Genomic DNA, 25,238 nt, shown 5'->3' with positions numbered 1-25,238 from the left:
TGGACACCCGTCTTCAACGATCAAGGAAGGGTACTCCGCGAGCGGGAGCCGGTGCAGCCGGATCGACAGGCTGGTCCCTCAACTCCCCAACGGAGGCGCACCGTTCTGACTGGCGAGTTCGGCCGGAGTGAGCGGATTCATAGCGGTTACGTCCCTGGGCGCGAGCTGGAAGCCCTGCCAGTGGACCGGCATCGGCTGCTGGTCCTCGTCACGGGCGATGTGGTGGAACCCGATGTTGACCCACACCACCGGGTTGCTCAGCATCTCCGCGTTGACCCATTTGTCCACACTGTCGGGCGCACCCCGCCCGCAGTCGAGGGTGTTGTTGCTGGCGAACTGCTCACAGGCACGGTTCTGCGTGAAGTAGACGTCGTGCTTGGTGAAGGCGCGGCCGGGGTGCTTCGCCGACGGGCCGGGCACGATCTCGTACGAGCGCGCGTGGCCGTCCTTGTTCTTGCCGATCGCACTGACGACACGCCACCAGCGCATCCCCTTGGCGTCCCCGGCCAGTTCCTTCGTGACCGGCGTGCGCGTGGTCTTCGTCTTCGGGCTGCCGTTGCCGGTGGGCGGGGTGACCTTCGAGTCGTACTGCTCGATCCGGTCCTTGCTGCTGCCGTCCAGGCCGAAGTTCAGCCGCCAGAAGACGTTGTGGCTGTGGCTGGTGGCGTAGTCCTTCGCACCCTTGCCGATGGGCCAGCCGCGGCCGTCGCCCGCGTCGTAGTCGCCCGGCGAGAGGCTGCCGGTGGCGCCGACGTTGGCGGATATCGTCCCGTCGGACGAGAACCGCCACTCGGTGATGTACTCGTACCAGGAGACCTTGTTGACGGTGTAGAGCAGCAGGTCCTTGCCCTCCGCCTGCCACACCTTGGTGCCCTCGTCGTTGGCGAGACGGTAGGCGTGGCCGCGGGAGCGGGTGGTCTGGCACAGGCCGTCGACCTGGCCGACGTCGGGGACCTTGACCTTCTTGATGGTGCCGCCGGGGCATTCGGTGGGCTTGAGGTTCTGCAGGCCGAATCCGAAGCCGAAGCCGGTGAGGTCGTCGTACTCGGCCTGCCCGTCGTCGTACGGGACGTGGATCTGCGCGAGCTTGGCACTGGTGAGAACCTGGATCGGGCGGGGCTCGCCCTTCGGCTGGTAGCTGACCTTGTCCAGGACGAGGCCGGCGGAGGAGTCGTAGCGCCAGCACATGCGCCAGGTGGTGCCGCCCGCGAGGGTGGACGTGACCTGGTAGGGCGCGCTGCACGGCAGCGCCGGGGCGGGTGCCTGCGGCGCCCTGGCGGTGGCGGCGGTCGCGGCGCCCGGGCCCGCGGCGGTCAGTGCGCCGCCGAGCAGAACGGCGGCGGCGAGCACCGAGGCCGGCTTGCGGGCATGCGGAAATCTGCTCTTGTCCATGCGAAGAGGAACTCCCTCAAACGTTCGTGCGGAAGAAGACGTACGGACGGGAATGCGATCGGCCGCGACGGTGGTCGGACCGGATGCGGCGTCAGCCGGCCTCCGGCAGCAGACCCCGGCCGGCCGGTGTCAGGCGGCGGTGTCAGGCGGCCGGTGTACGGACGACCGTTCGGGCGCTCAGATCCACGGCCAGGTCCCGCGTGTCGATCCACGGCCCGTTCGTGATCTTGGTGATGACGCGCACGCAGCGGTGCACCCCGCAGTCGGCGAGCTGCTCCGGAATCCGCGCCTCCCGGTCCTTGCGGTAGACGAACCCGCTCAGGGTGAGCGGCTCCGACGAGGTGAGCGCGCTGCCGGTGGCGTCCTTGTAGTCCGCCTTCAGCCCCGACCCGAGCCGGCTCGCCAGGATCAGCCCGACCGCCTCCCGCAGCTCCTCGCGGTGCGGCGACGGCTGTACGCCCTGCTGGGCACCGCTCCGTTCCACCTTCCCGGTGGTGAGGTTGACCGTCGACGTGACGAGCCGGTCGTTCCGGTAGTCGTAGTACGAGACGACGGCGCGGCGCGGCGGCGCCGCGAGCCCCGCATCGGACGGCTCCGGTTCGGCCAGATCGGTGGTGAGGTGCTGCGGGCCGCGCCCGCCGCCCGCGTTCCGGCCGTCCCGTGCGGCCGGGGCCGTCGCCAGCTGTTCGGCCCGCTTCAGCTCGTCGTCGGTGAGCGGGTCGCGGCCGATGCCCTTCTCCCCCTCGTCGGCCGCTGCGGCCACGACGCCGGGCTCAAGGGCCGGGGCCCCCGCAGCCTGTCCCTGACCGGTGCTCTGCGACGCGGCGGCGCCTCCGGTTCCGCCCCCCGGGCCGCCGTCCGCTCCTGCCGTGCCCGGCAGGGTGATTCCGATCATCGCGGCGGTTCCCGTCACCGCAATGGCCGTGCCCGCCACCACCTTGCCCAGGTGGCGACGCATTAGTTTGCGCACATTTCCCCCCTCTTACCTGTGGTCACCCGGTAGGACGGCGATAAGTCCTAGGAGGTTGCCCTTCTTTCGGGGAGGATCTGGCCGAAGAGGTCCCCACTACCCGGATCAGAAGTGGAAGAGTCTTATCTATGCAGGTCTGGCCGGGACAGGCGTATCCACTCGGCGCCACGTACGACGGCGCCGGCACCAACTTCGCGGTTTTTTCGGAGGCCGCACACCGAATCGAGCTCTGTCTGCTGCACGACGACGGCTCGGAGACGGCGGTGGAGCTCCGTGAGACGGACGCGTTCGTCCGCCATGCCTATCTGCCGGGAGTGATGCCCGGTCAGCGATACGGATTCAGAGTGCACGGACCGTACGCACCGGAGCGCGGGCACCGGTGCAACTCGGCCAAACTGCTGCTCGATCCGTACGCACGGGCGATGAGCGGCCGTATCGACTGGGGCGAGGCGGTGTACGGCTATCACTTCGGGAGGCCGGACTCGCGCAACGACCTCGACTCGGCCCCGCACACGATGGCGTCCGTCGTCGTCAATCCGTACTTCGACTGGGGCGACGACCGCCCGCCCCGGACCGACTACCACCGCACGGTCATCTACGAGGCCCATGTGAAGGGTCTGACGATGCTGCATCCGGCACTGCCGGATGAGCTGCGCGGCACGTACGCGGGGCTCGCGCATCCGGCGGTGATCTCGCATCTCACGGAACTGGGGGTCACCGCACTCGAGTTGATGCCGGTGCACCAGTTCGCGAACGACCACCGGCTGGTGGACGCGGGCCTGGACAACTACTGGGGCTACAACACCATCGGATTCTTCGCCCCGCACAACCGCTACGCGTCCTGGGGCGACCGCGGCCAGCAGGTCCTGGAGTTCAAGTCCGCCGTCCGGGCCCTGCACCAGGCGGGTATCGAGGTCATCCTCGACGTCGTCTACAACCACACGGCCGAGGGCAACCACCTCGGACCGACCCTTTCTTTCCGGGGCCTCGACAACGTCTCGTACTACCGGCTCTCCGAGGACCGCCGCTACTACACGGACACCACGGGCACCGGCAACTCCCTGCTGATGCGTTCACCGCACGTGCTCCAGCTGATCATGGACTCGCTGCGCTACTGGGTGACCGAGATGCACGTCGACGGCTTCCGCTTCGATCTCGCGGCGACGTTGGCGAGACAGTTCCACGAGGTGGACCGGCTGTCGTCGTTCTTCGACCTGGTCCAGCAGGATCCGGTGGTCAGCCAGGTGAAGCTGATCGCCGAGCCGTGGGACGTCGGCGAGGGCGGCTACCAGGTGGGGAACTTCCCGCCGCTGTGGACCGAGTGGAACGGCAAGTACCGCGACACCGTGCGGGACTTGTGGCGCGGGGAGCCGCGCACGCTCGCCGAGTTCGCCTCCCGGCTGACCGGCTCGTCGGACCTCTACCAGGACGACGGCCGCCGCCCGCTCGCCTCGGTCAACTTCGTGACCTGCCACGACGGCTTCACGATGCGCGACCTGGTCTCGTACAACGAGAAGCACAACGAGGCGAACGGCGAGGGGAACCAGGACGGCGAGAGCCACAACCGCTCGTGGAACTGCGGGGCCGAGGGCGACACCGAGGACCCGCAGGTAGTGGAGTTGCGCAACCGCCAGATGCGCAACTTCATCGCAACGCTGATGCTGTCCCAGGGCGTGCCGATGCTCAGCCACGGCGACGAGTTCGGCCGCACGCAGCACGGCAACAACAACGCGTACTGCCAGGACAGCGAGCTGTCCTGGGTGCACTGGCCGTCGTCGACCGAGGAGGAGCCGGGCTCGCTGCTGGCGTTCACCCGGGCGATGGTGTGGCTGCGCCGCGACCACCAGGTCTTCCGGCGCAGGAGGTTCTTCCACGGCAGGCCGGTGGAGGGCACGCACGACGAGCTGTCCGACATCGCCTGGTTCACCCCTGAGGGCGAGGAGATGAAGCAGCGCGACTGGCAGGCAGCGCACGCCAAGGCCCTGACGGTGTTCCTGAACGGGCACGCGATCTCGGAGCCGGGGCCGCGAGGCGAGCGGATCTCGGACGACTCCTTCCTCTTGATGGTCAACGCGAGCGCCGAGGAGATGGCATTCGCGGTGCCGGTCAACCACGGCCGGCAGTGGGAGGTGGTCGTGGACACCGCCAGACCCGAGGGGGTGCCGCCGGGGCAGGGGCCGAAGGTGGCGGCCGGGGAGCGGGTGCCGATGATCGGGCGGAGTCTGGTGGTGCTGCGGAGGCCGGCGTAGCGAGGTCGTGGCGGGGACGGTGAACCGCCGGAGGCATTCGTCACATCAGGTGAACGTGACCAGGTCCGTCCGTATCGGCTCATGAGCCGATGACAGAGATCCCCGTGATGCGGGTACGTACGTTCGCATGACGCCCACCGCCACCTACCGGCTCCAGCTCCAGCCGGACTTCCCCTTCTCGGCCGCCGAGGCAGCGGTGCCGTATCTCGCCGGCCTCGGGATCTCCCATCTGCATCTGTCGCCGGTGCTGGAGGCGATGCCCGGTTCGGCGCACGGCTACGACGTCGTCGACCACGGGCGCGTAAGGGCCGAGCTCGGCGGCGAGGAAGGACTGCGGTCGCTGGCCCGGACGGCCCGGGAGCACGGCCTCGGACTCGTGCTCGACATCGTCCCCAACCACATGGCCGCCGCGCCGCGCCACAACCGCGCGCTGTGGGAGGTGCTGCGGGAAGGCCCGGCCTCGCCGTACGCACGCTGGTTCGACATCGACTGGGACGCGGGCGGGGGCAAGGTCCTGATGCCGGTGCTGGGCAGGCGGCTCGGGGACGACCTCGCGGCGCTGCGGGTGGAGGGACGCACCCTGCGCTACGGGGAACACCTGTTCCCGCTGCGTGAGGGCACCGAGACACTGCCGCTGCCGGACCTGCTCGAGGCGCAGTGGTACCGGCCGGCCTGGTGGCGGCTGGCCCGCACGGAGCTCAACTACCGGCGCTTCTTCACCATTTCGGGGCTCATCGGGGTGCGCGTCGAGGACCCGGAGGTCTTCGACGCCACCCACGCCAAGATCCTGGAGCTGGTACGGAACGGCGTCGTCGACGGGCTGCGGATCGACCATCCGGACGGGCTGGCCGACCCCGAGGGGTATCTGTACCGGCTGAACGAGGCCACGGGCGGCTGCTGGACGGTCGTGGAGAAGATCCTCACCCGGGACGAGCACCTCCCGGCCACCTGGCCGGTGGACGGAACGACCGGATACGACGCGCTCCACCGGATCGACGGGATCTTCACCGACGCCGACGGCGCCGAGGAACTGGCCCGCGCATACCGGGACTTCGCCTCGCCCGCGGGGGACCGCGGCGGCTACTGGGGGGCGACCGTGCGGCGTGCCGCCTGCAAGGTGGTGACCCACGAGCTGGCCGCGGAGACCGAGGCCCTCGCCAGGATCGCCGAACGCGTGTGCGCGGGGGATCCCGCACTGCGCGACCACGCGCCCTGGGCCCTGCGCACGGCGATCCGCGAGCTGCTCGTACGGGTGCCCGTCTACCGGCCGTACCGCATCGGGGGCGACGCCGTCCTCACGGCGGACGCGGCGCAGCGCGCGAAGGCGGTGTTCGCCGTCGCCGACGAGGCCGAGGCGGTCGACGTGATCCGCGACCTGGCGCTCGGTCAGCTCGGCGAGGGCCCGGACCATGGCGCGTTCCGCGCCCGCTTCGCCCAGACCTCGTCCGCGCTGCACGCCAAGTCCGTCGAGGACACCGCCTTCTACCGCTACGCCCCGCTGATCTCCGCCAACGAGGTGGGCGGGGATCCGGGATGCCCGGCGGTGAGCCCGGAGGATTTCCATGCGTACTGCGGCCGCATCGCCCGGGACTGGCCGACGACCGGCACAGTGCTGTCCACGCACGACACGAAACGGAGTGCGGACGTCCGGGCCAGGATCGCGGTGCTGTCGGAGTGCCCGGAGCGGTGGGAGCGGGTGCTGACCGGGCTGGCCTGGGTGCAGGCGCCCGATCACCATCTGGCCTGGGTGGCGTGGCAGACGGCATTCGGCTTCGGGATCCCGCGCCCGGACCGGATCGGGCCCGCCCTGCTCAAGTCCGTACGGGAGGCCGGCCTGCACACCGGCTGGACCGAGCCGGACTCGTCGTACGAGCAGGCCGTGAGCGACTTCGTGGAGGCGGGGCCCACCGGGCCGCCGATGTACACGCTGGCGCTGTTCGCCCGCGAACTCGACGAGCACGCTCGGGCCAACGCGCTCGGTGCGGCGCTCGTCCACCTCACGATGCCGGGAGTGCCCGAGCTCTATCAGGGCACCGAGCACACGTATCTGGCGCTGGTCGACCCGGACAACCGGGAGTCGTTCCGGGAGCAGCGGCCCGACGAGAAGACCGAGGTGACACGCGCGGCGCTGCTGCTGCGCCGCCGTCGCCCGGAGCTGTTCGGCGAACTGGGAACGTACGCGCCGGTGGAAGCGGTGGGCCCGGCGGCGCGGCACTGCCTGGCCTTCTGCCGCTCCGGTGAGGCGGTCACGGCGGTGACCCGGCTCTCGCTGCGGCTGGACGAGGCGGGCGGCTGGGGCGAGACGTCGCTCATGCTTCCGGACGGCCGGTGGACGGATCTCCTCGCCCCGGGGAGGGAGTTCGCGGGCGGCGGGCCCGTGGCGCTGTCGGAGCTCTTCGCCGACCGCCCGGTGGCGCTGCTGGAGCGGGCGGCCGACGCCGAGGACACCGAGGAGTGAGCCTCAGCAGACGGGCTCGTCCTCGGCCGTCGCCCCGCTCACCCGGTCGGCCGGGCGGCGGCACCTCGGCTGCTGCGGTTCGGGCAGCACGGGCACGGGCGGCAGGGGACGCTCGACCGGCTCGGACACCGTGACGGTGAGCGGCTCGCCGTGGTGCATGATGCGCAGCGGGTCACCCTCCACCAGGGTGTACCGGGCAGTCGATCCGCTGACGTCGACCTGCAGCCTGCGTCCGCGCACGAGAACGGTGAACTTCAGCCGGGAGATGACCTCGGGCAGCCTGGGGGCGAAACCGATACCGCCGAGACTGCCGTCCTCCCCGCCGAAGTGGCGCATCCCTCCGAGCCCGGCCACCAGGGCGAGCCACGTGCCCGCGAGGGAGGCGATGTGCAGCCCGTCGCGAGTGTTGTGCTCCAGGTTCTCCAGGTCCATCAGGGCCGCCTCACCCAGATAGGCGTAGGCCAGCCGCAGGTGCCCGGTCTCCGCGGCCATGACCGCCTGACAGCACGCCGACAAAGAGGAGTCCCGCACGGTCAGCGCCTCGTAGTAGGCGAAGTTGCGGGCCTTCTCCTCGGCCGTGAAGCAGTCGCCGCACGTCATCATCGCGAGGACCAGATCGGCCTGTTTCACGACCTGCTTGCGGTAGAGGTCGAAGTAGGGGAAGTGCAGCAGCAGCGGGTACTGCTCGGGCGAGGTGGCGTCGAAGTCCCAGCGCTGGAATCGGGTGAATCCGGCCGACTGCTCATGGACGCCGAGCGCCTCGTTGTACGGGACGGCGATCCGGGCCGCGGCGTCGCGCCACGCCGCGGTCTCCTCGTCGTCGACTCCCAGTTCCTCCGCCCGGTCGGCGTGTCGCGCCGCCGTCGCCGCGGCGGCCATCAGGTTCCGCCGTGCCATCAGGTTGGTGTAGAGGTTGTCGCGGGCGATGGCGCTGTACTCGTCGGGGCCCGTGACGCCGTCGATGTGGAAGACGCCCTCGGGATCGTGGTGGCCGAGCGAGTGCCAGAGCCGCGCGGTGTGGACCAGCAGTTCGAGTCCGGGCCCCCGTTCGAACGTCTCGTCCCCGGTGGCGTCCACATAACGTTCCGCGGCCACGGCGATGTCGGCATTGACGTGGAAGGCGGCGGTGCCTGCCGGCCAGTAGGCAGAACATTCCGCGCCGGTGATGGTCCGCCAGGGGAACGCCGCTCCGGCCAGCCCGAGCTGACGGGCCCGGTCCCGCGCCGCGGGCAGGGTCGCGTGCCGCCAGCGCAGGGCCGGGGCGACCACGTCGGGCGCCGTGAAGGTGAGCAGGGGGAGGACGAAGGACTCCACGTCCCAGAACGTGTGTCCGTCGTAGCCCGTCCCGGTCAGCCCCTTGGCGGGGATCGCCCGTTCCTCGCCGCGGGCCGCCGCCTGGAGCACGTGGAAGAGCCCGAAGCGCACGGCCTGCTGGATCTGCGCGTCACCTTCCACCTCGACGTCGGCGCAGGACCAGAAGCGCTCCAGATAGGCCTGCTGCTCGGCGAGCAGCCCCTCCCAGCCCGTGCTCCGGGCGGCGGCGACCGCACCGTCCACCTGGTCGTGGACGGCGGGCAGCGACCTCTGCGCCGACCACCCGTACCCGATGAACTTCACCAGCCGCAGCCGCTCCCCCGGTGCCAGGGCGGCGGTGACCGTGAGCCTGCTGACGTCGGGCTCGCTCTCGGAGGACCAGGCCGTCCCCTCGGGGCCCTCGACGATGTGGTCGGCCGCCGCCCCCACCCGCAGACCGCTGTTGCGGGTGCTGTGCACCAGGCGCAGCCGGGTGTCCTGGGCGAAGTCCTCCTCCGGCGCGAGCGGGCAGTCGACGGCCGCCGCGACCCGCGGGTCGCCGGTGTCGTGCGGCATCTGCTCGTTGGCGACCAGTTCGGACTGCACGGCCACGGTGATCCGGGCATTCAGCGGCTCGACCTCGTAGGAGATCGCGGCCACGGCCCGCTGGGTGAAGGACACCATCCGGTGCGAGGTGATACGCACGGCGTGCCCAGCCGGTGAGGTCCATTCCGCGGTGCGGCTCAGGACGCCCGTGCGGAAGTCCAGTACGCGCTCGTGCGCCGTCAGTTCGCCGTAGCGCAGGTCGCAGAGGTGGTCGTCCACGAGAAGCCGGATGATCTTGCCGTCGGTGACGTTGATCAGTGTCTGACCGGACTCCGGATAGCCGTAGCCCGCCTCGGCGTAGGGCAGCGGATGCAGTTCGTGGACGCCGTTGAGATAGGCGCCCGGCAGTCCGTGCGGCTCGCCCTCGTCGAGATTGCCGCGCCACCCGATGTGGCCGTTGGCCAGGGCGAAGACGGACTCGCTCTGGGCGAGGACGTCGAGGCTCAGCTCGGTCTCGCGCAGGCACCAGGGCTCGACGACATAGCTGGAATGGGTGATCACGGTGACTCCAGCAGTTCGGCGAGGTCCTTCACGACGATGTCCGCCCCGTGCCGCCTGAGCTCCACGGCCTGCCCGGTCCGGTCGACGCCCACGACGAGGCCGAACTGCCCGGCCCGTCCTGCGTCCACACCGGCCAGGGCGTCCTCGAACACCGCCGCCGCACCCGGTTCGGCCCCGAGTGCGCGAGCCGCGGCGAGATAGGTGTCCGGTGCGGGTTTGCCCCGGAGCCGCTGCTCCCGGGCGACGATTCCGTCGATGCGCTCCTCGAAGAGATCCGCGATGCCGGCGGCGACCAGCACGTCATGGCAGTTGGCGCTCGACGAGACGACGGCGCGCCGCAGACCGGCGTCCCTGGCGGCGCGCACGTAGGCGACCGAGCCCTCGTAGGCCTCGACGCCGTCCTCGCGGATCTTGCGGAGTACGAGGTCGTTCTTCCGCGTGCCGAGTCCGTTCACGGTCTCCGCGTCCGGGCCGTCGTCGGGCGTGCCGTCAGGCAGTTCGACACCGCGCGAGGCGAGGAAGGTGCGGACCCCGTCCTCGCGGGGGCGGCCGTCCACGTACTCGTCGTAGTCGTGGACGTCGTCGAACGGCACGAAGGGCACACCCTCGCGTTCGGCGCGCCTGCGCAAGTAGTCGTCGAACATCTCCTTCCAGGCGGCCGCATGCACCTTCGCGGTGCGGGTGAGGACGCCGTCGAGGTCGAAGAGGCAGGTGCGTACATGATCCGGAAGCCCCAGCATGCGGTCGAGGCTAGAAGGACGAGGCCGCCGCCGGGGGTCGGTGACGGCACCCGCCGCGCCACGCGTAGCCCGTGCGGATGATGCGGGAGGTGCCATCCGGAGCAGCCGGCACGGGAGGGAGCGGCCCCTCGGGTGTCAGTGCCGGTCCGGCAGGCTCCAGCGGTGTGGCGCGATGAGCCGGCGGATGCTGTCGGGGCCCCAGGAGCCGGGTGCGTAGGGCTCGACGGGCGGCGGATCCTCCAGCAGCGGGGTGGACGCCTCCCAGAGGCGCTCGATGCCGTCGGAGCGGGTGAACAGGGACTGGTCGCCCAGCATCGCGTCCAGGATGAGGCGCTCGTATCCCTCGAGCGCGTGCATCGTGTTGAAGGACTCGGCATAGCTGAAGACCATCTCGGCCTCGCGCAGCCGCATGGCGGGGCCCGGGTCCTTCACCAGGAAGCGGGAGGCGATCCGGCCGGGGTCGTCGAAGTCGATCACCAGCTCGTTGCTCCGTACCGCGGCGCCGCCCCGCGCGGCCAGCGGGAACATGCGCAGGGCCGGTTCGCGGAAACCGAGCGTCACGACGTGCCGCCCCTGCCCGAGCGACTTCCCCGAGCGCAGGTAGAAGGGCACGCCGGCCCAGCGCCAGTTGTCGAGCTCGACGCGCAGTGCGACGAACGTCTCGGTGTCCGAGCGGGGGTCGACGCCCGGCTCGTCGCGATAGCCCTCGTACTGGCCGCGGACGACGTGTGCCGGATCGAGCGGGCGCATGCTCTGGAAGACCTTCTCCTTCTCGTCCCGCAGGGGCTTGGCCGAGAGGGCGGTCGGGGGCTCCATCGCCACGAAGCCGAGGAGCTGGAAGAGATGAGTGACGATCATGTCCCGGAAGGTTCCGGTCCCTTCGAAGAACTGGGCCCGCCCTTCGATCCCGATCTTCTCCGGCACGTCGATCTGCACATGGCTGATGTGGTCGCGGTTCCAGACGGGCTCCAGGAGACCGTTGGCGAACCGGAGAGCCAGGATGTTGTCGACGGACTCCTTGCCGAGGAAGTGGTCGATGCGGAAGACCCGGGACTCGTCGAAAACGGCGTGGATCGTCGCGTTGAGGGCCCGGGCCGAAGGGAGGTCCGTGCCGAAGGGCTTCTCGACGATCAGCCGGGCGTTGTCGGAGAGGCCGGTGGCGCCGAGCATCTCGACGACGGACGCGAACGCGCTCGGCGGCACCGCGAGGTGGAACAGGCGCCGCGGACTGCCCCCGACGTCCTGCTCGGCCTGCCGTACGGCGGCGAGGAGCGGCCCGGGATCGTCGGGGTCGGCCGCGCCGAAGGACAGTGCGTCCTCGAACGCCTGCCAGGCCTTGCCCCCGGGCTTCGACCGGCCGAACTCGGCGACCGCTTCCCGTGCCCGCTTGCGGAAGTCGTCGTCGCTGAGCGCGGCCTTGGCCGGCGCCGAGCCGACGATGCGGTAGCGGGCGGGCAGCAGCCCCGCCTTGGCGAGGTGGAAGAGTCCCGGCAGGAGTTTTCGCCGGGCGAGGTCGCCGGTCGCGCCGAACAGCACGATGACGTGGTCCTCGGGAAGGAGGCCATGGCTGTTCGGCCGCCCCGGGCTCGTGGAGCTTCCCGGGCTCTGCGTGTGCGAACTCTTCGCGCTCATCGGACTCCCCGGGTCGTCCGTGCTTTCCGGCTGGGCAGGGCTGGGCACGGTTCACCCCGCCTTCTCGGCGTGACCGCCGAACTCGCCGCGCATCGCGGACAGGACCTTGTCGGTGAACTCGCCCAGTCCGCGCGATTCGAACCGCTGGGTCAGCGCGGCGCTGATGACCGGCGCCGGCACGCTCTCGTCGACGGCGGCCAGGACCGTCCAGCGGCCCTCCCCGGAGTCGGAGACCCGGCCGGTGTACGCGTCGAGCTCGGGCGAGCGGGCCAGCGCGTCGGCGACGAGGTCGACCAGCCAGGAGCCGACGACCGAGCCGCGCCGCCACACCTCGGCGACCTCGGCGACGTCGATCTGGTACTGGTACGCCTCGGGCTCACGCAGCGGCGCGGTCTCGGCGTCGACGGTGCGCGATGTCAGGCCCGCGTCGGCGTGCTTGATGATGCTGAGCCCCTCGGCGACGGCGGCCATCATCCCGTACTCGACTCCGTTGTGGACCATCTTCACGAAGTGCCCGGCGCCGCTCGGCCCGCAGTGCAGATAGCCCTCGGGCGAGGTCCCGCCGGTCCGGGTCCTGCCCGGGGTCGGCTCGGCGCTTCCGGTGCCGGGGGCGATGGTGCGGAAGATCGGGTCCAGCCGGGCCACCGGCTCCTCCTCGCCGCCGATCATCAGGCAGTAGCCGCGCTCGAGCCCCCAGACGCCACCGGAGGTTCCGCAGTCGACGTAGTGGATGCCGCTGGGGGCGAGCTGCTTGGCGCGGGCCATGTCGTCCCGGTAGTACGAGTTGCCGCCGTCGATGACGGTGTCGCCGGTGTCCAGCAGGGCCTCCAGCTGGCCCAGGGTCGGCTGGACCACGCCGGCGGGCAGCATCAGCCAGAGGTTTCTGGGCCGCTCCAGCTTGTCGACGAGGTCGTGGAGCGAGGATGCCGCGGTCGCCCCCTCCTTCTCCATTGCCCGTACGGCTTCGGAGTCCAGGTCGAAGACCACGCAGCGGTGACCGTCCCGCATCAGCCGGCGCACGAGGTTGGCGCCCATCCGGCCGAGCCCGATCATCCCGAGCTGCATCGGTGTGTCAGTGGTCATGGCCGGCCTCTCCGTCGCCTCCTCGGAATCCAGAAATTACCCACTCATCGGAAATGCCGCGATTCATAACATCACGGACAGTGAGTCGTCCCCCGGGACGGGCGGCGGCACGGCGGCCCGCAGCAGGTCGGTGAAGCGCTCCGCCGCACCGGCCGGCGAGACCCGCGAGAAGGCCGTGAGGGCCCGGCGCGACGGCGGATCTACGCTCGGGAGCACACGGTCCTCGCCGAGCGTGCCCTGTACGACGTGCGCGGGGCGGTGGCGACTGCGGCCCTGACGGCCGCCATACGGACGGCCGTGGAGGTGTGCTCCGTCCACACCGCCGTACGGGGTTCGGCGCCGGCCCTCTCGCAGGCCCCGTCCAGGAACGGCCGGCTGTCGGTACGTCCATCCCCGGCCGACGCTGGCGGAGGCGGTCGGCGAGACGTTTCTGACGTCGGCGGGCCGCGGGCAGCACCAGCAGTGACGGGCGCGCTCGGCGTACTCGGCGGGCGGCGGGCTCGGCACTCGGTGCTCGGCGGGGCAGCGTGACGAGTTCGGCGCGCGGCGTGCTCAGCGCTTGGCGGGCCGGCGCGCGGCGAGGCGGAAGCTCATCCGCCCGAAGCTCACCATGTCCCCGGCCTGGACGACGACCGACCCGGTCACCCTGTGGCCGTTGACCGTGGTGCCGTTGGTCGAGCCCAGGTCGCGCAGCACCCAGAGACCGTCGCGCAGGACGAGTTCGGCATGCAGGCGCGAGACCGTCTCATGGCTGAGCCGCAGACCGTTGGACGGATCCCGGCCGATGAACAGCGGATACGGGCCGGGCTCGGGCAGCAGCAGCGGGGGCAGCCGCTCGGCCTGCCAGGCCCTGCTGAGGCGCACGGAGAACGCGGACATCCTGCCGACCGCGCCGAACAGCCGCTTCGACAGCCCGCCTTCGGGCCGCAGATCGGCGGTGAGGGCCCGCAGTTCGTCGGGCCGCCGGGCGGCCAGCGCCAGCTCCATCCGCCGCACGAACGTGTCGTGCGACAGCTTGCCCTGGGCGGCGCCTTCCCTGAGCACCCCGAGGACACGATCCCGCTCGGCGTCGGAGAGCCGCGCGGGATACGTCTGGAACTCGAAGGAGGACGTCACAATCGTGATTGTCGGGCCGAGTGCCCCGAGTGTCCAGAAGGACCGGAGAAGATCACTGCTACTGTCCGGGCACTCGTCGAACCATGGGGGACCAGCAGTGGGCACGTCCGAGCACCGCACTTCGCCGCCCGAGACCTCGCCGCACGGCATCTTCGTACGGCCACTGGCCGGCCCGGACGAACTCGCGCTGTTCAGCCGGCTCTCGTACGTCCTCGACCACGAACTCGCGGACGACCTGGCGACCGGGCGGCGCCGCCCCGAGTGGATGTGGGTGGCGCTCCGCGGCGAGCGGGTACTGGCCCGCATCGCCTGGTGGACCACGGCCGGCGGCGGGGCGCCGCTCGCCCTGGACGTCTTCGACGTCGACGACGAACTGCCCCCGGCCGAACGGGCCGAGGCCGGACTGCGGCTGCTGGAGACGGCGACGGCCGCGGTCGTGACGGCGGGCGCGCCGCGCCCCGAGTACGGGCGCTTCGTCCCGCCGGACTGGCGCGCGGACCCGGCCGCACGCGCGGTGGTCGAGGCCCGTACGGAGGTGCTGGAGAAGACGGGCGCACGGCTGCTGGTCGAGCGGTTGCGTCTGGAGTGGCGTCCCGGGACCCCGGTGGCCGAACCGAGCGGGACGCTCCGCTTCCGTCCGGTCGTCGACCGCGACGACCTGCTCGCGCTGATGACGCCGGTGATGGAGGGCACGCTCGACGCGCACAGCCGGGCGGACCTCGCCTCGGGGCTGCATGCCCGCGAGGCCGCGGAGAAGCACTACGACGAGGAACTCGCGGGCTTCGCCTCGCCGCACGCGTGGTGGCGGATCGCCGAACTGCCGGAGACGGGCGAGCCGGTGGGCTTCGTCGTCCCCGCCCGCAACAACTACCACCACATCATCGCCTACCTCGGTGTGCTGCCCGCACACCGGGGGCGCGGCCACATCGACGAGATCCTCGCCGAGGGCACACGCATCCTCGCCGCGCTCAAGGTGCCGCGCATCCGGGCGGCGACGGATCTCGCCAACGTGCCGATGGCGGAGGCCTTCGCCCGTGCCGGATACGAGAACTTCGAGCGGTCCCTCAACTTCACCTGGCAGTGACGGCGGGCGGGTTCGGCCCGTCCGCCGCTGCGCCCGCACCTGCGCCCTCCGCGCCCCTGCCCGCCCACCGAGCGGTCGGCGGGAAAGCGCTGGACGGCTCCATCGGAGCCGTCTAACCTGAGCGCGACGCCCGTGACCGACGGAAGGAGGCGAGTGCAGTGCAGTCCACACGATTCCCGCGCTCCCGCCCCGTCCGCCCGGCGTTCGACGTCTGACACCGTCCGACCGGGAGCGCATCACGCACGCTTCTTCCCGGAGGACTTCCTCATGACCGACATGGTCATCCGCGCGCTCTCGGCGCGCGACGCACATCTCTTCGACACCCTGCCCGATCCGCTCGGCGTGGGCCGCGCACTGGCCCGTACCACGCACCGCCCGGAGTGGAAGCGGGTCGCCCTGCGCGAGGGCAAGGTCGTCGCACGGGCCGCCTGGTGGGGCGGGCCCGACGACACGACTCCCGTCAATCTCAACTGGTTCGACGTCGCCGAGGGCGAGGAGGAGGCGGGCACCGAGCTGCTGCGCACCTCCCCGTTCCAGGTCGAGTACGAGCTGATCCTGCCCCCGGGCTGGCGCGAGGACCCGGCGCACCGGGCCGCCGGTGAGGCGCGGCTGCGGGCCGCGCAAGGGGCCGGGATGGAGGTGCTCGTGGAGCGCTTCCAGTACCGGTGGACGCCGGAGTGCGGGCTGCCGGAGCGGCCCGGGCGGCTGGAGTTCCGGCCCGAACCCGACGACGGCGTCTTCCTCGAGGTCCTGCGCCGCATCCACTCCGTGACGCTCGACGCGCATGCGCTGCGCGCCATCGCCGAGGACGGTCTCGACCGGGCCGCGCAGGAGGAGCTGGACTTCTTCCACTGGTGTCCGTCGCCGCGCGAGTGGTGGCAGCTGGCGTACACGCCGGACGGCGAGCTGGTCGGGCTGCACGTGCCCGCGCGCAACCCGTCGGGGCCGTGCGTCGGCTTCATCGGGGTCGTGCCGGAGCAGCGCGGCCGCGGCTACGCGTACGACCTGCTCGCCGAGTGCACGCACTTCCTGGCCGAGCTGGGCGCGGAGTTCATCGCGGGCGCGACCGACCAGGGCAACTTCCCGATGGCGGCGAACTTCACCAAGGCCGGGCATCCGGTGGTGCAGGAGCGCATTCACCTCGTGTGAGTCCGACGTCTTGTCCGGCCTCGGGGGTGTCCGTAGGCTCCGGGCACCCCCGAGCTGATGGCGAGCGGCCCATGGTGATGGACGATCCCCGTACGGAGCCGCAGACCCGCGTCGGCGGCGGCTGGATATCGGGACTCGTGCTGGCCAACCTCGGCCTGTACATGGCCTTCCTGACCCCGATCCAGGTGCTGCTCGCCGAGCAGATCGACGCCATCGACCCCTCCGGGAAGGAGATCGCCCTCGGCTGGGCCACCGGTGTCGGCGCGCTCGTCGCCGTCGTCGCCAACCCACTGGCGGGCGCGCTCTCGGACCGTACGGGCGGCCGCTTCGGCCGCCGCCGTCCGTGGATCCTGGGCGGGGCGGCGGCCGGCGCGGTCGGACTCGCCGTCACATCGGCGCAGACCACGATCGTGGGAGTGACGCTCGGCTGGTGTCTGGCCCAGCTCGGGCTGAACGCGATGCTCGCCGGCTCCAGTGCCGTCGTCCCCGACCAGGTGCCGGTGGGACAGCGCGCGGCGGTCTCCGGCTGGATCGGGATCCCGCAGACGCTGGGGCTGGTGGTCGGCGCGCTGCTCGTGACGACGGCCGTGACGGGAACGGCGGCCGGCTATCTGCTGCTGGCGGTCCTCGTGGTGCCGGCCGCCCTGCCGTTCGTGCTCCTCACCCGGGATCCTCGGATGCCGCGCGAGGCACGGCACGCAAGGACGGTGCGGCTCACGGACTTCTGGGTGAGCCCGCGCGCGTATCCGGACTTCGGGTGGGCCTGGCTGACGCGGTTCCTGGTGATGCTCGGCAATGCCATCGGCACGCTGTACCTGCTGTATTTCCTCAAGGACGCGGTGCACCACGCGAACCCGGACGAGGGCGTGCTCGTCCTCACCCTGCTGTACACGGCGGGTGTCGTCGTGACGGCGGTCGGCGGCGGGGTGGTCTCGGACCGGTGGGGGCGGCGCAAGGCGCTGGTGTCGGTGAGTTCGGTGGTGATGGCCGCGGCCTCGCTGCTGCTGACGTTCTGGCACACCTGGCCGGTGGCGATGGGCGCGGCGCTGCTGCTGGGGCTCGGCTTCGGGGCGTACATCGCGGTGGACCAGGCACTGATCACCCAGGTGCTGCCGAGCGCCGGGGACCGGGCCAAGGACCTGGGGGTCATCAACATCGCCAACTCTGCTCCCCAGGTGCTCGGTCCGGCCCTCGCGGCGCCGATCGTGGCCTACGCGGGCGGCTACGCGGGCCTGTATCTCACCTCCACGGTCGTGACGGTCCTCGGCGGGGTCCTCGTGTGGCGGATCCGCTCAGTCCCCTGACTCCGTGGCCCGCTGCGCGCGGATGACGTCCCGGTACCAGGCGTACGACGCCTTCGGGGTGCGCTCCAGGGTCTCGTAGTCGACATGGACGAGGCCGAAGCGCTGCGCGGCCCCCTCGACCCACTCGATGTTGTCGGTCAGCGACCAGACGAAGTAGCCGCGCACGTCCACCCCTTCCTCGACCGCCTGGTGCAGGGCGCGCAGATGACCGTCGAGGAAGGCGATCCGGGAGCGATCGTCCAGGCCGTCGTACGAGCAGCCGTTCTCGGTGATGTGCACGGGCGGGAGGCGGTCGCCGTAGCGCTCCTCGAGGGTGACCAGGAGCTCGCGGAGCCCGTCGGGGACGACGGGCCAGCCGAAACCGGTCCGTTCGACGCCCTCGATCTCGCGCAGGCCGAAGGGCAGTCCCGTGGGCATCCCGAGTCCGGCGTACGAGTCCAGGGCATCCGGCGCCGGCGCGCCGACCAGCATGGGGCTGTAGTAGTTGACGCCGTACCAGTCGAGCGGCTGGGAGATCACCGCGAGGTCTTCGGCGACGGGACCCGGCATGAGCTCGTCGAAGCCGTCGGGGTAGCGGCCGGTGAGGAGCGGGTCGGAGAAGAGCCGGTTGGTGAGGATGTCGTAGATCTCGGCGCCCGCGCGGTCCTCGTCGGTGTCACCGGCGGTCCGTACGGGTGAGTGGGAGACGGCGAGGCCGACGGTGCCGGCGCCCGCGGCGCGCAGGGCCTGGACGGCGAGGCCGTGGGCGAGCAACTGGTGGTGTGCCGCCGGCAGGGCGTCGAAGAGGAGCTGCTTCCCGGGGGCGTGCTCGCCGAGCGCGTAGCCCAGCAGGGTGACTTCGGCGGGTTCGTTGATGGTGATCCACATGGGTACGCGGTCGGCGAGGCGCTCGGCGACGACGGCGGCGTACTCGGCGAAACGGGCGGCGGTGTCGCGGTTCAGCCAGCCCCCGGCCTCGTCCAGGGGCAGCGGGGTGTCCCAGTGGTAGAGGGTCGGCGCCGGGGTGATGCCGTGGGCGCAGAGTTCGTCGACGAGCCGGTCGTAGAAGCCGAGGCCCGCGGGGTTGACGGGGCCGCTGCCTCCGGGGATCACCCTCGGCCAGCTGACGGAGAAGCGGAAGGCCCCGGCGCCGAGGCCGGCGAGCAGGGCGACGTCCTCGCGGTAGCGCTCGTGGAAACCGGTGCCGCGCGCGGCGTCGGCACCGTCCTTGATGCGGCCCTGTGAAGCGAAGGCGTCCCAGCCGGAAGGTCCCTTGCCTTCGGTGTCGGCGGCGCCTTCGGTCTGGAAGGCGGACGCGGACGCACCCCACAGGAAACCGGGCGGGAAAACGGGCAGCGTGCTCGCGGAGGGTACGGGGGGCGGAGTCATGGCCGGACCCTAGTACTGGCGAGTAGGCCGCCTCCAGACCCCGGACTTGCCAGGATGGGTGTGAGTGGCATCGAGTGCTGTCGACACAACAGGGGAAACCGTGCTGTTCGAGGTGTGGGCGCCGTTCGCCCAGGACCGGGTCGTGCTGTGGCTGGAGGGTTCGCGGCTGCCGATGGACCGCCATCCCGTGCTGGAGGATTGGTGGGTGGCCGAGGCTGAGGCGCGGGACGGGACCCGGTACGGCTTCCTGCTGGACGACGGTCCGCTGCTGCCCGATCCGCGCTCGCGCCGCCAGCCGGACGGCCCCGACGGGCCGAGCGCCGTCGTCGCCCCGGACGCGTACGTCTGGCAGAGCGACGACTGGCGGGGACGGGGCCTCGCGGGCGGGGTCCTGTACGAGCTGCACGTCGGGACGTTCACGCGCGAGGGCACGTTCGACGCGGCGGCCGGACACCTCGGCGAACTGGCGGACCTCGGCATCACCCACGTGGAGCTGATGCCCGTGTGCCCGTTTCCGGGGAAGCACGGCTGGGGGTACGAGGGTGTGGCGCCGTGGGCCGTGCACGAGCCGTACGGCGGCCCCGAGGCGCTCAAGCGCTTTGTCGACACGGCGCACGGTCGCGGGCTCGGGGTGGTCCTGGACGTCGTTCACAACCATCTGGGCCCGTCGGGCAACCATCTGCCCTCCTTCGGGCCCTACTTCACGGACACCCACCGCACCCCGTGGGGCTCCGCGGTCAACCTGGACGCGCCGGGCTCCGACGAGGTGCGGGCGTACCTGCTGGGCAGCGCGCTGGCCTGGCTGCGCGACTACCGCGTGGACGGGCTGCGTCTCGACGCGATCCACGCGCTCGCCGACAGCCGTGCGCTGACGTTCCTGGAGGAGCTGTCGGCGACGGTGGACGGCCTCGCCGCCGACGTCCGTCGGCCGCTGTTCCTGATCGCCGAGTCGGACCTGTGCGATCCGCGGACGACGAGGCCGCGCGAGGAGGGCGGACTCGGGCTCCACGCCCAGTGGAACGACGACTTCCACCACGCCCTGCACACCGCGCTGACCGGCGAATCGCGCGGCTACTACGCGGACTTCGCACGCGCCCCGCTCGCCGCGCTGGCCAAGACGCTGGGGCATGTCTTCTTCCACGACGGTTCGTACTCGACGTTCCGGGACCGCACGCACGGCCGGCCCGTCGACCTCACGCGCACGCCCGCCCACCGGTTCCTGGGCTACGCCCAGACCCATGACCAGATCGGCAACCGCGCCCTCGGCGACCGCCTCTCCTCGCATCTCTCCCCCGGCCTGCTGGCCTGTGCGGCGGCGCTGGTGCTGACCGGTCCCTTCACTCCGATGCTCTTCATGGGCGAGGAGTGGGGCGCCCGGACGCCGTGGCAGTTCTTCACCGACCACACCGACCCGGAGCTCGCGGAGTCCGTACGGCAGGGCAGGCGGCGGGAGTTCGCGGCCTACGGCTGGGCCGCGGACGACATCCCGGACCCGCAGGACCCGGCCACCCGCGACCGCTCCTGCCTGGACCGCTCGGAGCGCACCCGCGAACCCCACGCCCGCCTCCTCGCCTGGCACCGCGAACTCATCGCCCTGCGCCGCACCCAGCCCGACCTCTCCGACCCGGACCTCGCGGCGGTGCGCGTCGCGTACGACGAGGACGCCCGCTGGTTCGTCTTCCGCCGCGGCGACCTGCGCGTCGCGGTGAACCTCGGCAAGGACCCGGCCACCATCCCCCTCGGCGGCGGGGCCCGGCTGCTGGCGGTGTGGGACGGCGTACGTGCCCCCGGCGCGGACGGGGTCCTGGAACTGCCGGGCGAGTCGTGCGTGGTGCTCGGGGACGCGTGAGGCGGGCGTGCCCGGCACCGGCGGGACCGGCGGGTGTCGTGAGGTGTGGCCGGCACCGGCCGGCCGGCGGGGGCGTGGGCTGCGGCGGGCGACGGCGGGCGGGGCGTGACGTGCGCCCGGCACCGGCCGATGGGACCAGGTGTCGTGAGGTGCGCGACCCGGTGTCGTGAGGTGCACCCGGCACCGGCGGGCGGGGCCGGGTGTCCGTCCTCGAACGCCCGACAGGCTTGAGGTCCGCGGGTCCGGGGGCGGAGACCCCGGGTGGGAGCTGGGGGTTTGCCGCCGGTTCGGGAAGGGGCGGGGAGGGGCAGAGGCCCCGCGCGGCGGCCCCACCCCGCCCCCCTACTCCACGATCGCCAGCTCCCGCGGCGTGTTGTTGAAGCGGCGCCCACCCGACTCCGTCACCGTCACGATGTCCTCGATACGGACCCCGAACCGCCCGGGCAGATAGATCCCCGGCTCGACGGAGAAGCACATGCCCGGCACCAGCTCCCGCTCCTCCCCCTCGATCATGTACGGCGGCTCGTGCGTGGTGACACCGATCCCGTGGCCGGTGCGGTGGATGAAGTACTCGCCGTACCCCGCCGCCGCAATGACCTTGCGGGCCGCCCGGTCGACCTCCTGGCAGGCCGCGCCCGGCCGGACCGCGTCGAATCCCGCCTGCTGGGCGGCGCGTACCACGTTGTGGACGTGCTGTTCCTCGGCGCTCGGCTCGCCGACGTGCACGGTGCGGGTGGTGTCGGAGCCGTACCCGTGCTTGAGGCCGCCGAAGTCGAGGACGACCATGTCGCCCTCGACGATGGTGCGGTCCCCCGCCTCGTGGTGCGGGTTCGCACCGTTCGGGCCCGAGCCGACGACCGTGAAGTCGACCTGGGAGTGGCCGAAGCGCAGCAGCAGCTCGGCGAGCTCGGCCGCGATCTCGGTCTCCTTGCGGCCGGAGAAGCGGACCTCGAGGATCTCGCCGTACGCCTCGTCGGCGGCCGCGCCCGCTGCTTCGAGACGCGCGAGCTCGGCCGCGTCCTTCACTGCGCGAAGCATCGGGAGCGCCTCGGTGAGAGCCTCGTAGGAGGTGCCAGGGAGCTGTTTCTGCAGGCCCAGCAGATGCATCGCCCAGGCGTTGTCGCTGACCCCGAAGCGGCCCGCCGCGTCGAGCAGGGGCGCAGTGACGGCATACGGGTCCTTGCCGTCGGTCCAGTCGCGGAGGGTGAGCGCGGGCGCCCCGGCCGCGTGCTCGGCGTCGGGCGCCTCGAGGGTGGGCACGACGAGCACCGGGTCCCGGCCTTCCGCGAGGACGAGGAGGGTGAGCCGCTCGGTGGTCACGGGCCGGTAGCCGGTGAGGTACACCAGGTCGGGGCCGGGGGTCACGAGGAGGCCCGCGAGCCCCGCCTCGGCGGCGGAGCGGGCGGCGCGGGCCATCCGGGCGCGGTAGTCCTCGGCGGTGAAGGACGCGGGCGCGGACAGGGGTGCGGATCCGGATGCGGTCGTGCCGGTCACTGGCTCTCCTCGGTCAGTCCTCGTCGTCGTACCGCTGCTGCGCCACGAGCCTCTCCAGCAGGTCCTGGAAGTCCTCGCCGACGACGATGCGGAGGCCCTCGCCGTCCTCGTCGCGGTCGCTGAGCTGGGTGAGCGTGCCGTTGCGCCACCAATAGACATACGGGGTGATGGCGCCCGGGGTGTCCTCGTACCCGGTGGCGGCGAACGCGGCCATTCCGTTCAGGGTCGGGATCACGGAGGCGTCGCGGATGACGTGGAACGCGACCTGGTGCCGGAAGGGCAGCGCGACGAGCGCGCCGTCGGCGGTGATGTGCTGGCCCGTGACCTGGCGGACGAGCGCGTCCAGCACCAGGACCCGGCTCGCGGTGTAGAAGGAGTCGCCGACGACCACCTCGAAGCACATGCCTCCGGCGTCCTTGATGGTCTCGTGGCCCTCGATGGGCAGCCCGCGCAGGTTGTCCATCGCGCGCTCCCGCAGCCGCGGCACCTCCCCGAGCGGCTCCAGGGCCTCGTCGGTGAGCATCATGACGCTCTCGGGAAGGTCGAGGGCGAGGACTTCGCACAGTCCCGGGGCGAGGGACCGCGCGTACCCGAAGGTCGTCGGGTCGAGCCCTTCCGCGCCGATCACGCGCGGATAGAGCTGGGAGCGGATCTGGTCGGGCGGAAGAGTGTCCAGCGCGGACGGGGCGTCCATGGTGCGCAGCACCATGGCGACATGCCCGCGGATCACCTCGGGCCATGCACGCGGGCCGCGCTCGTCGTTGTGGCAGACCGCGGCGAGGTTGCCGAGCCCGAACTGGCGCCCGGCGCTGTCGGTGACGACGTCGGCGTACACGGTGACCTCGAGGCCCTGCTCGGCGAAGGCTTCCCGTACCTGGCCGCGGAAGCGCGCGCCCTCCCCGGCCGAGAAGAAGGAGAACTCCTCGTCCCGGGGCGCGTCGACCCCGTCACGCTTCGGCCCTCGCCGGAACAGCCCCACGTCAGCCCCCGCTCCTCATGTGTGCTCTGGTTCCGAGCCTACCGACCTCCACTCCGGCCGCGCTCTTCAGGCCCAGGAGGCCCCAGGGCGACCCTCGGGAGGTCCCACGAGCGCACCTCACGGGGGCGGGGCCCCGCCGGTGCGTCGACCGGCCGGTCGGGCTGGTCGCCGACCTCGGTCGGGCCCTGCGACCGGCCCTGCCGCCTCGTCCGCCTCAGCGCACTGTGTCGCAGAGGACGACGAAGGGGCCACGGCTCTCGTCGCCGTCCGGCGAGCTCCAGCCGGCGACGACGTGACCACGGGCCCCGGCCGCGTCGGTGCGGGGGACCTGCTGGTCCGGCAGCAGGACGCGCGTCACCTTGATGGTCAGGGAGCCCGCCGAGCCCGCCGACGCACTGTGCGGCTCGGACTCCGCCGAGGGTTCCACCACGACGTCGGTGCCGTCTTCACCGCTGACGACGGTCGAGGACGCGACCACGTCCGGGAGGGCGGCTCCGGTGAAGTGACGGGTGACGGTGGGGTCAGGGGTGTTGGTCGCACTCTGAGCCTGCGGTTCGGCGCGGCCCTGGATGAGGGCGAGCAGTTGGGCGACAACGACCGGGTCCTGGGTCCCGTCGTACACCCACCGTCGTCCCAGTACCCCGTGCTCGGACGTGCCGATGAGGGCCTGATCGGCACCGTCGAGCGGTGCTCCGCGGTAACTGAGCGGTACGTGGTACGAGACCGGCTGGTCACCCGAGCTGTCCGTGACCACCATGAACTCGATTCCCACCTCGCCCTGGGGGTCATCGAGCCGGAAACCGCCGGCCTTGGCCAGCTCCGGCCCACGCGTCGCGCCCTGGTACCAGGGCTGTGCAGGAAGCCAGGCGGCAAGGAGCTCCAGCTTGCCGGGCGTCATGGTGGTGCGGTGGATGACAGACATGCATCGTGAACTTCCGCCGTCGGCCCGTGGTTCCCCGACCGCGAGTTCTCGCGTGGACGTCAGGAAGTACGGCGCCCCGCAGCGGACGCCAGGGCAGCGTCTAGCGGCCGGCCCGATCGAGGATCCCCTGTGCCGCGACGACCCGCGCACGACCGGCTCGAAGGGCGTCCTCGAGCTGTGCCCTGTTCTCGGAGAGCTGCCCTCGCTGATATTCGGACTCCACGGCGAACCAGATTCCGGTGAGATTCACCGATTCCTTGCAGTCGATGTCCGCCAAGGCCACGTCGCGCTCCAGCCGGGTCCTTCCGGTACCGAAACGGGAATCTCCTGCCGCGTCCAGCGGATCGTTGTAGTCATAACCACTTCGGCGCATGCAGACGGACCACTCGGAAATCACTTCGCGCACCCTCGGGTCACGTTGCGAGGCATAGAAACTCTCGTCCATGAGACTGAGGACCAAATTCTGGTTCCGACTGGGAGCCGCCCTTTTCGAGAGTTCCCCGCGGGCTTCTCCGCTGCACCCCTCGTCCGGCACCTCGAGGCCGTTGACGGTGGCGGGTCCACGGCCGGAAAGAATTGCCGTACGAAGATGTTCCGCGATCTTCGCGGCTGGTTCGGGGGTGCGTTCCTCGGGTTTGTCCCCCATTCCGTACCCGCTCACGGCGGCCAGTTTCCGGTCCGTGATCCCGTACCGGCGCTCCACGCTGGTGCCGGGCTCCGCGCCGCCCTCCCGCCGGTCAGGCGTCAGCGTGAGGCCGTAGCGCGCCGCGCACTGCGCGACGAGGCGGCTCTCGGCCGCGTTGACGGCGCGCCCGTCGGCCAGGCTGACGGTGTAACGGGCCAGCGGCACGTCCATGCGAGCGGCTTCCGTGGCCGTGGGGATGCGCAGGGACTGCGCACCGGGGTCGTCGAGGCGTTCCCCCGGCGGCCCGGCTGCGGCCGAGCAGCCTGCGAGGACGCAGGCCGCAAGCAGGGCGGCGCCGGCGGCGGCGGCAGAGGGGAGTCGCGCGGGGCTTCTGCGCCCAGGTGCAGGCATGGCTGGTCTCCAG

18 protein-coding genes and 1 pseudogene are annotated in these 25,238 nt (G+C 71.6%); 6 read left to right on the top strand and 13 right to left on the bottom strand.

The genetic code is table 11. From position 1 onward, the window contains the following. Positions 1-78: 78 nt before the first annotated feature. Together ABT078_RS00410 and ABT078_RS00405 are read right to left on the bottom strand one after the other, a co-directional pair. Positions 79-1,392 carry a copper amine oxidase gene (locus tag ABT078_RS00410; protein WP_351222211.1) on the bottom strand — a complete coding sequence of 438 codons (1,314 nt, stop codon included), beginning with the start codon at positions 1,390-1,392 and terminating at the stop codon, positions 79-81. 142 nt (positions 1,393-1,534) lie between these two features. Continuing rightward, complete coding sequence (locus ABT078_RS00405) at positions 1,535-2,350, bottom strand: Tat pathway signal sequence domain protein (protein ID WP_351222209.1); 816 nt, start codon at positions 2,348-2,350, stop codon at positions 1,535-1,537. Between the two features lie 140 nt (positions 2,351-2,490). Between ABT078_RS00405 and glgX the strand changes: the two genes are divergently transcribed. After that, on the top strand, positions 2,491-4,611 hold the full coding sequence (glgX, locus tag ABT078_RS00400) for a glycogen debranching protein GlgX (RefSeq protein WP_351222207.1): 2,121 nt from the start codon (positions 2,491-2,493) through the stop codon (positions 4,609-4,611). A gap of 127 nt (positions 4,612-4,738) precedes the next feature. After that, positions 4,739-7,069: a malto-oligosyltrehalose synthase gene (treY, locus tag ABT078_RS00395; protein ID WP_351222205.1), complete on the top strand. Its 2,331-nt coding sequence runs from the start codon at positions 4,739-4,741 to the stop codon at positions 7,067-7,069. 3 nt (positions 7,070-7,072) lie between these two features. On the opposite strand, the gene ABT078_RS00390 is transcribed toward treY, so the two are convergent. The 6 genes and pseudogenes from ABT078_RS00390 to ABT078_RS00370 form a co-directional block, all read right to left on the bottom strand. Next, positions 7,073-9,469 (bottom strand): glycoside hydrolase family 65 protein, encoded by a 2,397-nt coding sequence (locus tag ABT078_RS00390; protein ID WP_351222203.1) that lies wholly within the window; start codon positions 9,467-9,469, stop codon positions 7,073-7,075. Continuing rightward, positions 9,466-10,209, bottom strand: coding sequence for an HAD family hydrolase (locus tag ABT078_RS00385; RefSeq protein WP_351222201.1), 744 nt, complete (start codon positions 10,207-10,209; stop codon positions 9,466-9,468). Before ABT078_RS00385 ends, ABT078_RS00390 begins: the two co-directional genes overlap by 4 nt. Positions 10,210-10,344: 135 nt before the next feature. Then, positions 10,345-11,748, bottom strand: a complete 1,404-nt coding sequence (zwf, locus tag ABT078_RS00380) for a glucose-6-phosphate dehydrogenase (RefSeq protein WP_351222887.1) — start codon at positions 11,746-11,748, stop codon at positions 10,345-10,347. A 144-nt stretch (positions 11,749-11,892) separates the two neighbouring features. After that, positions 11,893-12,924 carry a phosphogluconate dehydrogenase (NAD(+)-dependent, decarboxylating) gene (gnd, locus tag ABT078_RS00375; RefSeq protein WP_502981115.1) on the bottom strand — a complete coding sequence of 344 codons (1,032 nt, stop codon included), beginning with the start codon at positions 12,922-12,924 and terminating at the stop codon, positions 11,893-11,895. A gap of 63 nt (positions 12,925-12,987) precedes the next feature. After that, a pseudogene (locus ABT078_RS42570) lies at positions 12,988-13,298 on the bottom strand (LysR family transcriptional regulator); the annotation flags it as partial. Positions 13,299-13,476: 178 nt separating this feature from the next. Next, a complete protein-coding gene (locus ABT078_RS00370) occupies positions 13,477-14,040 on the bottom strand; it encodes a DUF1707 and FHA domain-containing protein (RefSeq protein WP_351222199.1) in 564 nt (187 codons plus the stop codon). Positions 14,041-14,188: 148 nt separating this feature from the next. On the opposite strand from ABT078_RS00370, the gene ABT078_RS00365 reads away from it, so the two are divergent. The 3 genes from ABT078_RS00365 (at position 14,189) to ABT078_RS00355 (ending at position 17,577) form a co-directional block, all read left to right on the top strand. After that, complete coding sequence (locus ABT078_RS00365; RefSeq protein WP_351222883.1) at positions 14,189-15,124, top strand: GNAT family N-acetyltransferase; 936 nt, start codon at positions 14,189-14,191, stop codon at positions 15,122-15,124. A gap of 267 nt (positions 15,125-15,391) precedes the next feature. Then, positions 15,392-16,273: a GNAT family N-acetyltransferase gene (locus ABT078_RS00360; RefSeq protein WP_351222197.1), complete on the top strand. Its 882-nt coding sequence runs from the start codon at positions 15,392-15,394 to the stop codon at positions 16,271-16,273. Between the two features lie 71 nt (positions 16,274-16,344). Beyond that, positions 16,345-17,577: an MFS transporter gene (locus tag ABT078_RS00355; protein WP_351222195.1), complete on the top strand. Its 1,233-nt coding sequence runs from the start codon at positions 16,345-16,347 to the stop codon at positions 17,575-17,577. On the opposite strand, the gene ABT078_RS00350 is transcribed toward ABT078_RS00355, so the two are convergent. Beyond that, positions 17,566-18,945, bottom strand: coding sequence for a GH1 family beta-glucosidase (locus tag ABT078_RS00350; RefSeq protein ID WP_351222193.1), 1,380 nt, complete (start codon positions 18,943-18,945; stop codon positions 17,566-17,568). The genes ABT078_RS00355 and ABT078_RS00350 overlap by 12 nt on opposite strands. A 100-nt stretch (positions 18,946-19,045) precedes the next feature. Between ABT078_RS00350 and treZ the strand changes: the two genes are divergently transcribed. After that, positions 19,046-20,794, top strand: a complete 1,749-nt coding sequence (gene treZ, locus ABT078_RS00345) for a malto-oligosyltrehalose trehalohydrolase (RefSeq protein WP_351222881.1) — start codon at positions 19,046-19,048, stop codon at positions 20,792-20,794. Between the two features lie 342 nt (positions 20,795-21,136). On the opposite strand, the gene ABT078_RS00340 is transcribed toward treZ, so the two are convergent. The 4 genes from ABT078_RS00340 to ABT078_RS00325 form a co-directional block, all read right to left on the bottom strand. Beyond that, on the bottom strand, positions 21,137-22,210 hold the full coding sequence (locus ABT078_RS00340; protein ID WP_351222879.1) for an aminopeptidase P family protein: 1,074 nt from the start codon (positions 22,208-22,210) through the stop codon (positions 21,137-21,139). Positions 22,211-22,301: 91 nt separating this feature from the next. Continuing rightward, on the bottom strand, positions 22,302-23,267 hold the full coding sequence (locus ABT078_RS00335; protein WP_351222191.1) for a DUF1444 domain-containing protein: 966 nt from the start codon (positions 23,265-23,267) through the stop codon (positions 22,302-22,304). A 214-nt stretch (positions 23,268-23,481) separates the two neighbouring features. Next, the gene (locus tag ABT078_RS00330) at positions 23,482-24,189 is read right to left on the bottom strand and encodes a maltokinase N-terminal cap-like domain-containing protein (protein WP_351222189.1); all 708 of its coding nucleotides are present in this window, start codon (positions 24,187-24,189) and stop codon (positions 23,482-23,484) included. Between the two features lie 100 nt (positions 24,190-24,289). Beyond that, the gene (locus ABT078_RS00325; RefSeq protein WP_351222187.1) at positions 24,290-25,045 is read right to left on the bottom strand and encodes a hypothetical protein; all 756 of its coding nucleotides are present in this window, start codon (positions 25,043-25,045) and stop codon (positions 24,290-24,292) included. Between the last annotated feature and the right edge of the window lie 193 nt (positions 25,046-25,238).

This window comes from Streptomyces sp. NPDC002133 (genome assembly GCF_040296405.1).
Taxonomy (GTDB): domain Bacteria; phylum Actinomycetota; class Actinomycetes; order Streptomycetales; family Streptomycetaceae; genus Streptomyces.
This window is presented reverse-complemented; position numbering and strand designations above follow the sequence as displayed.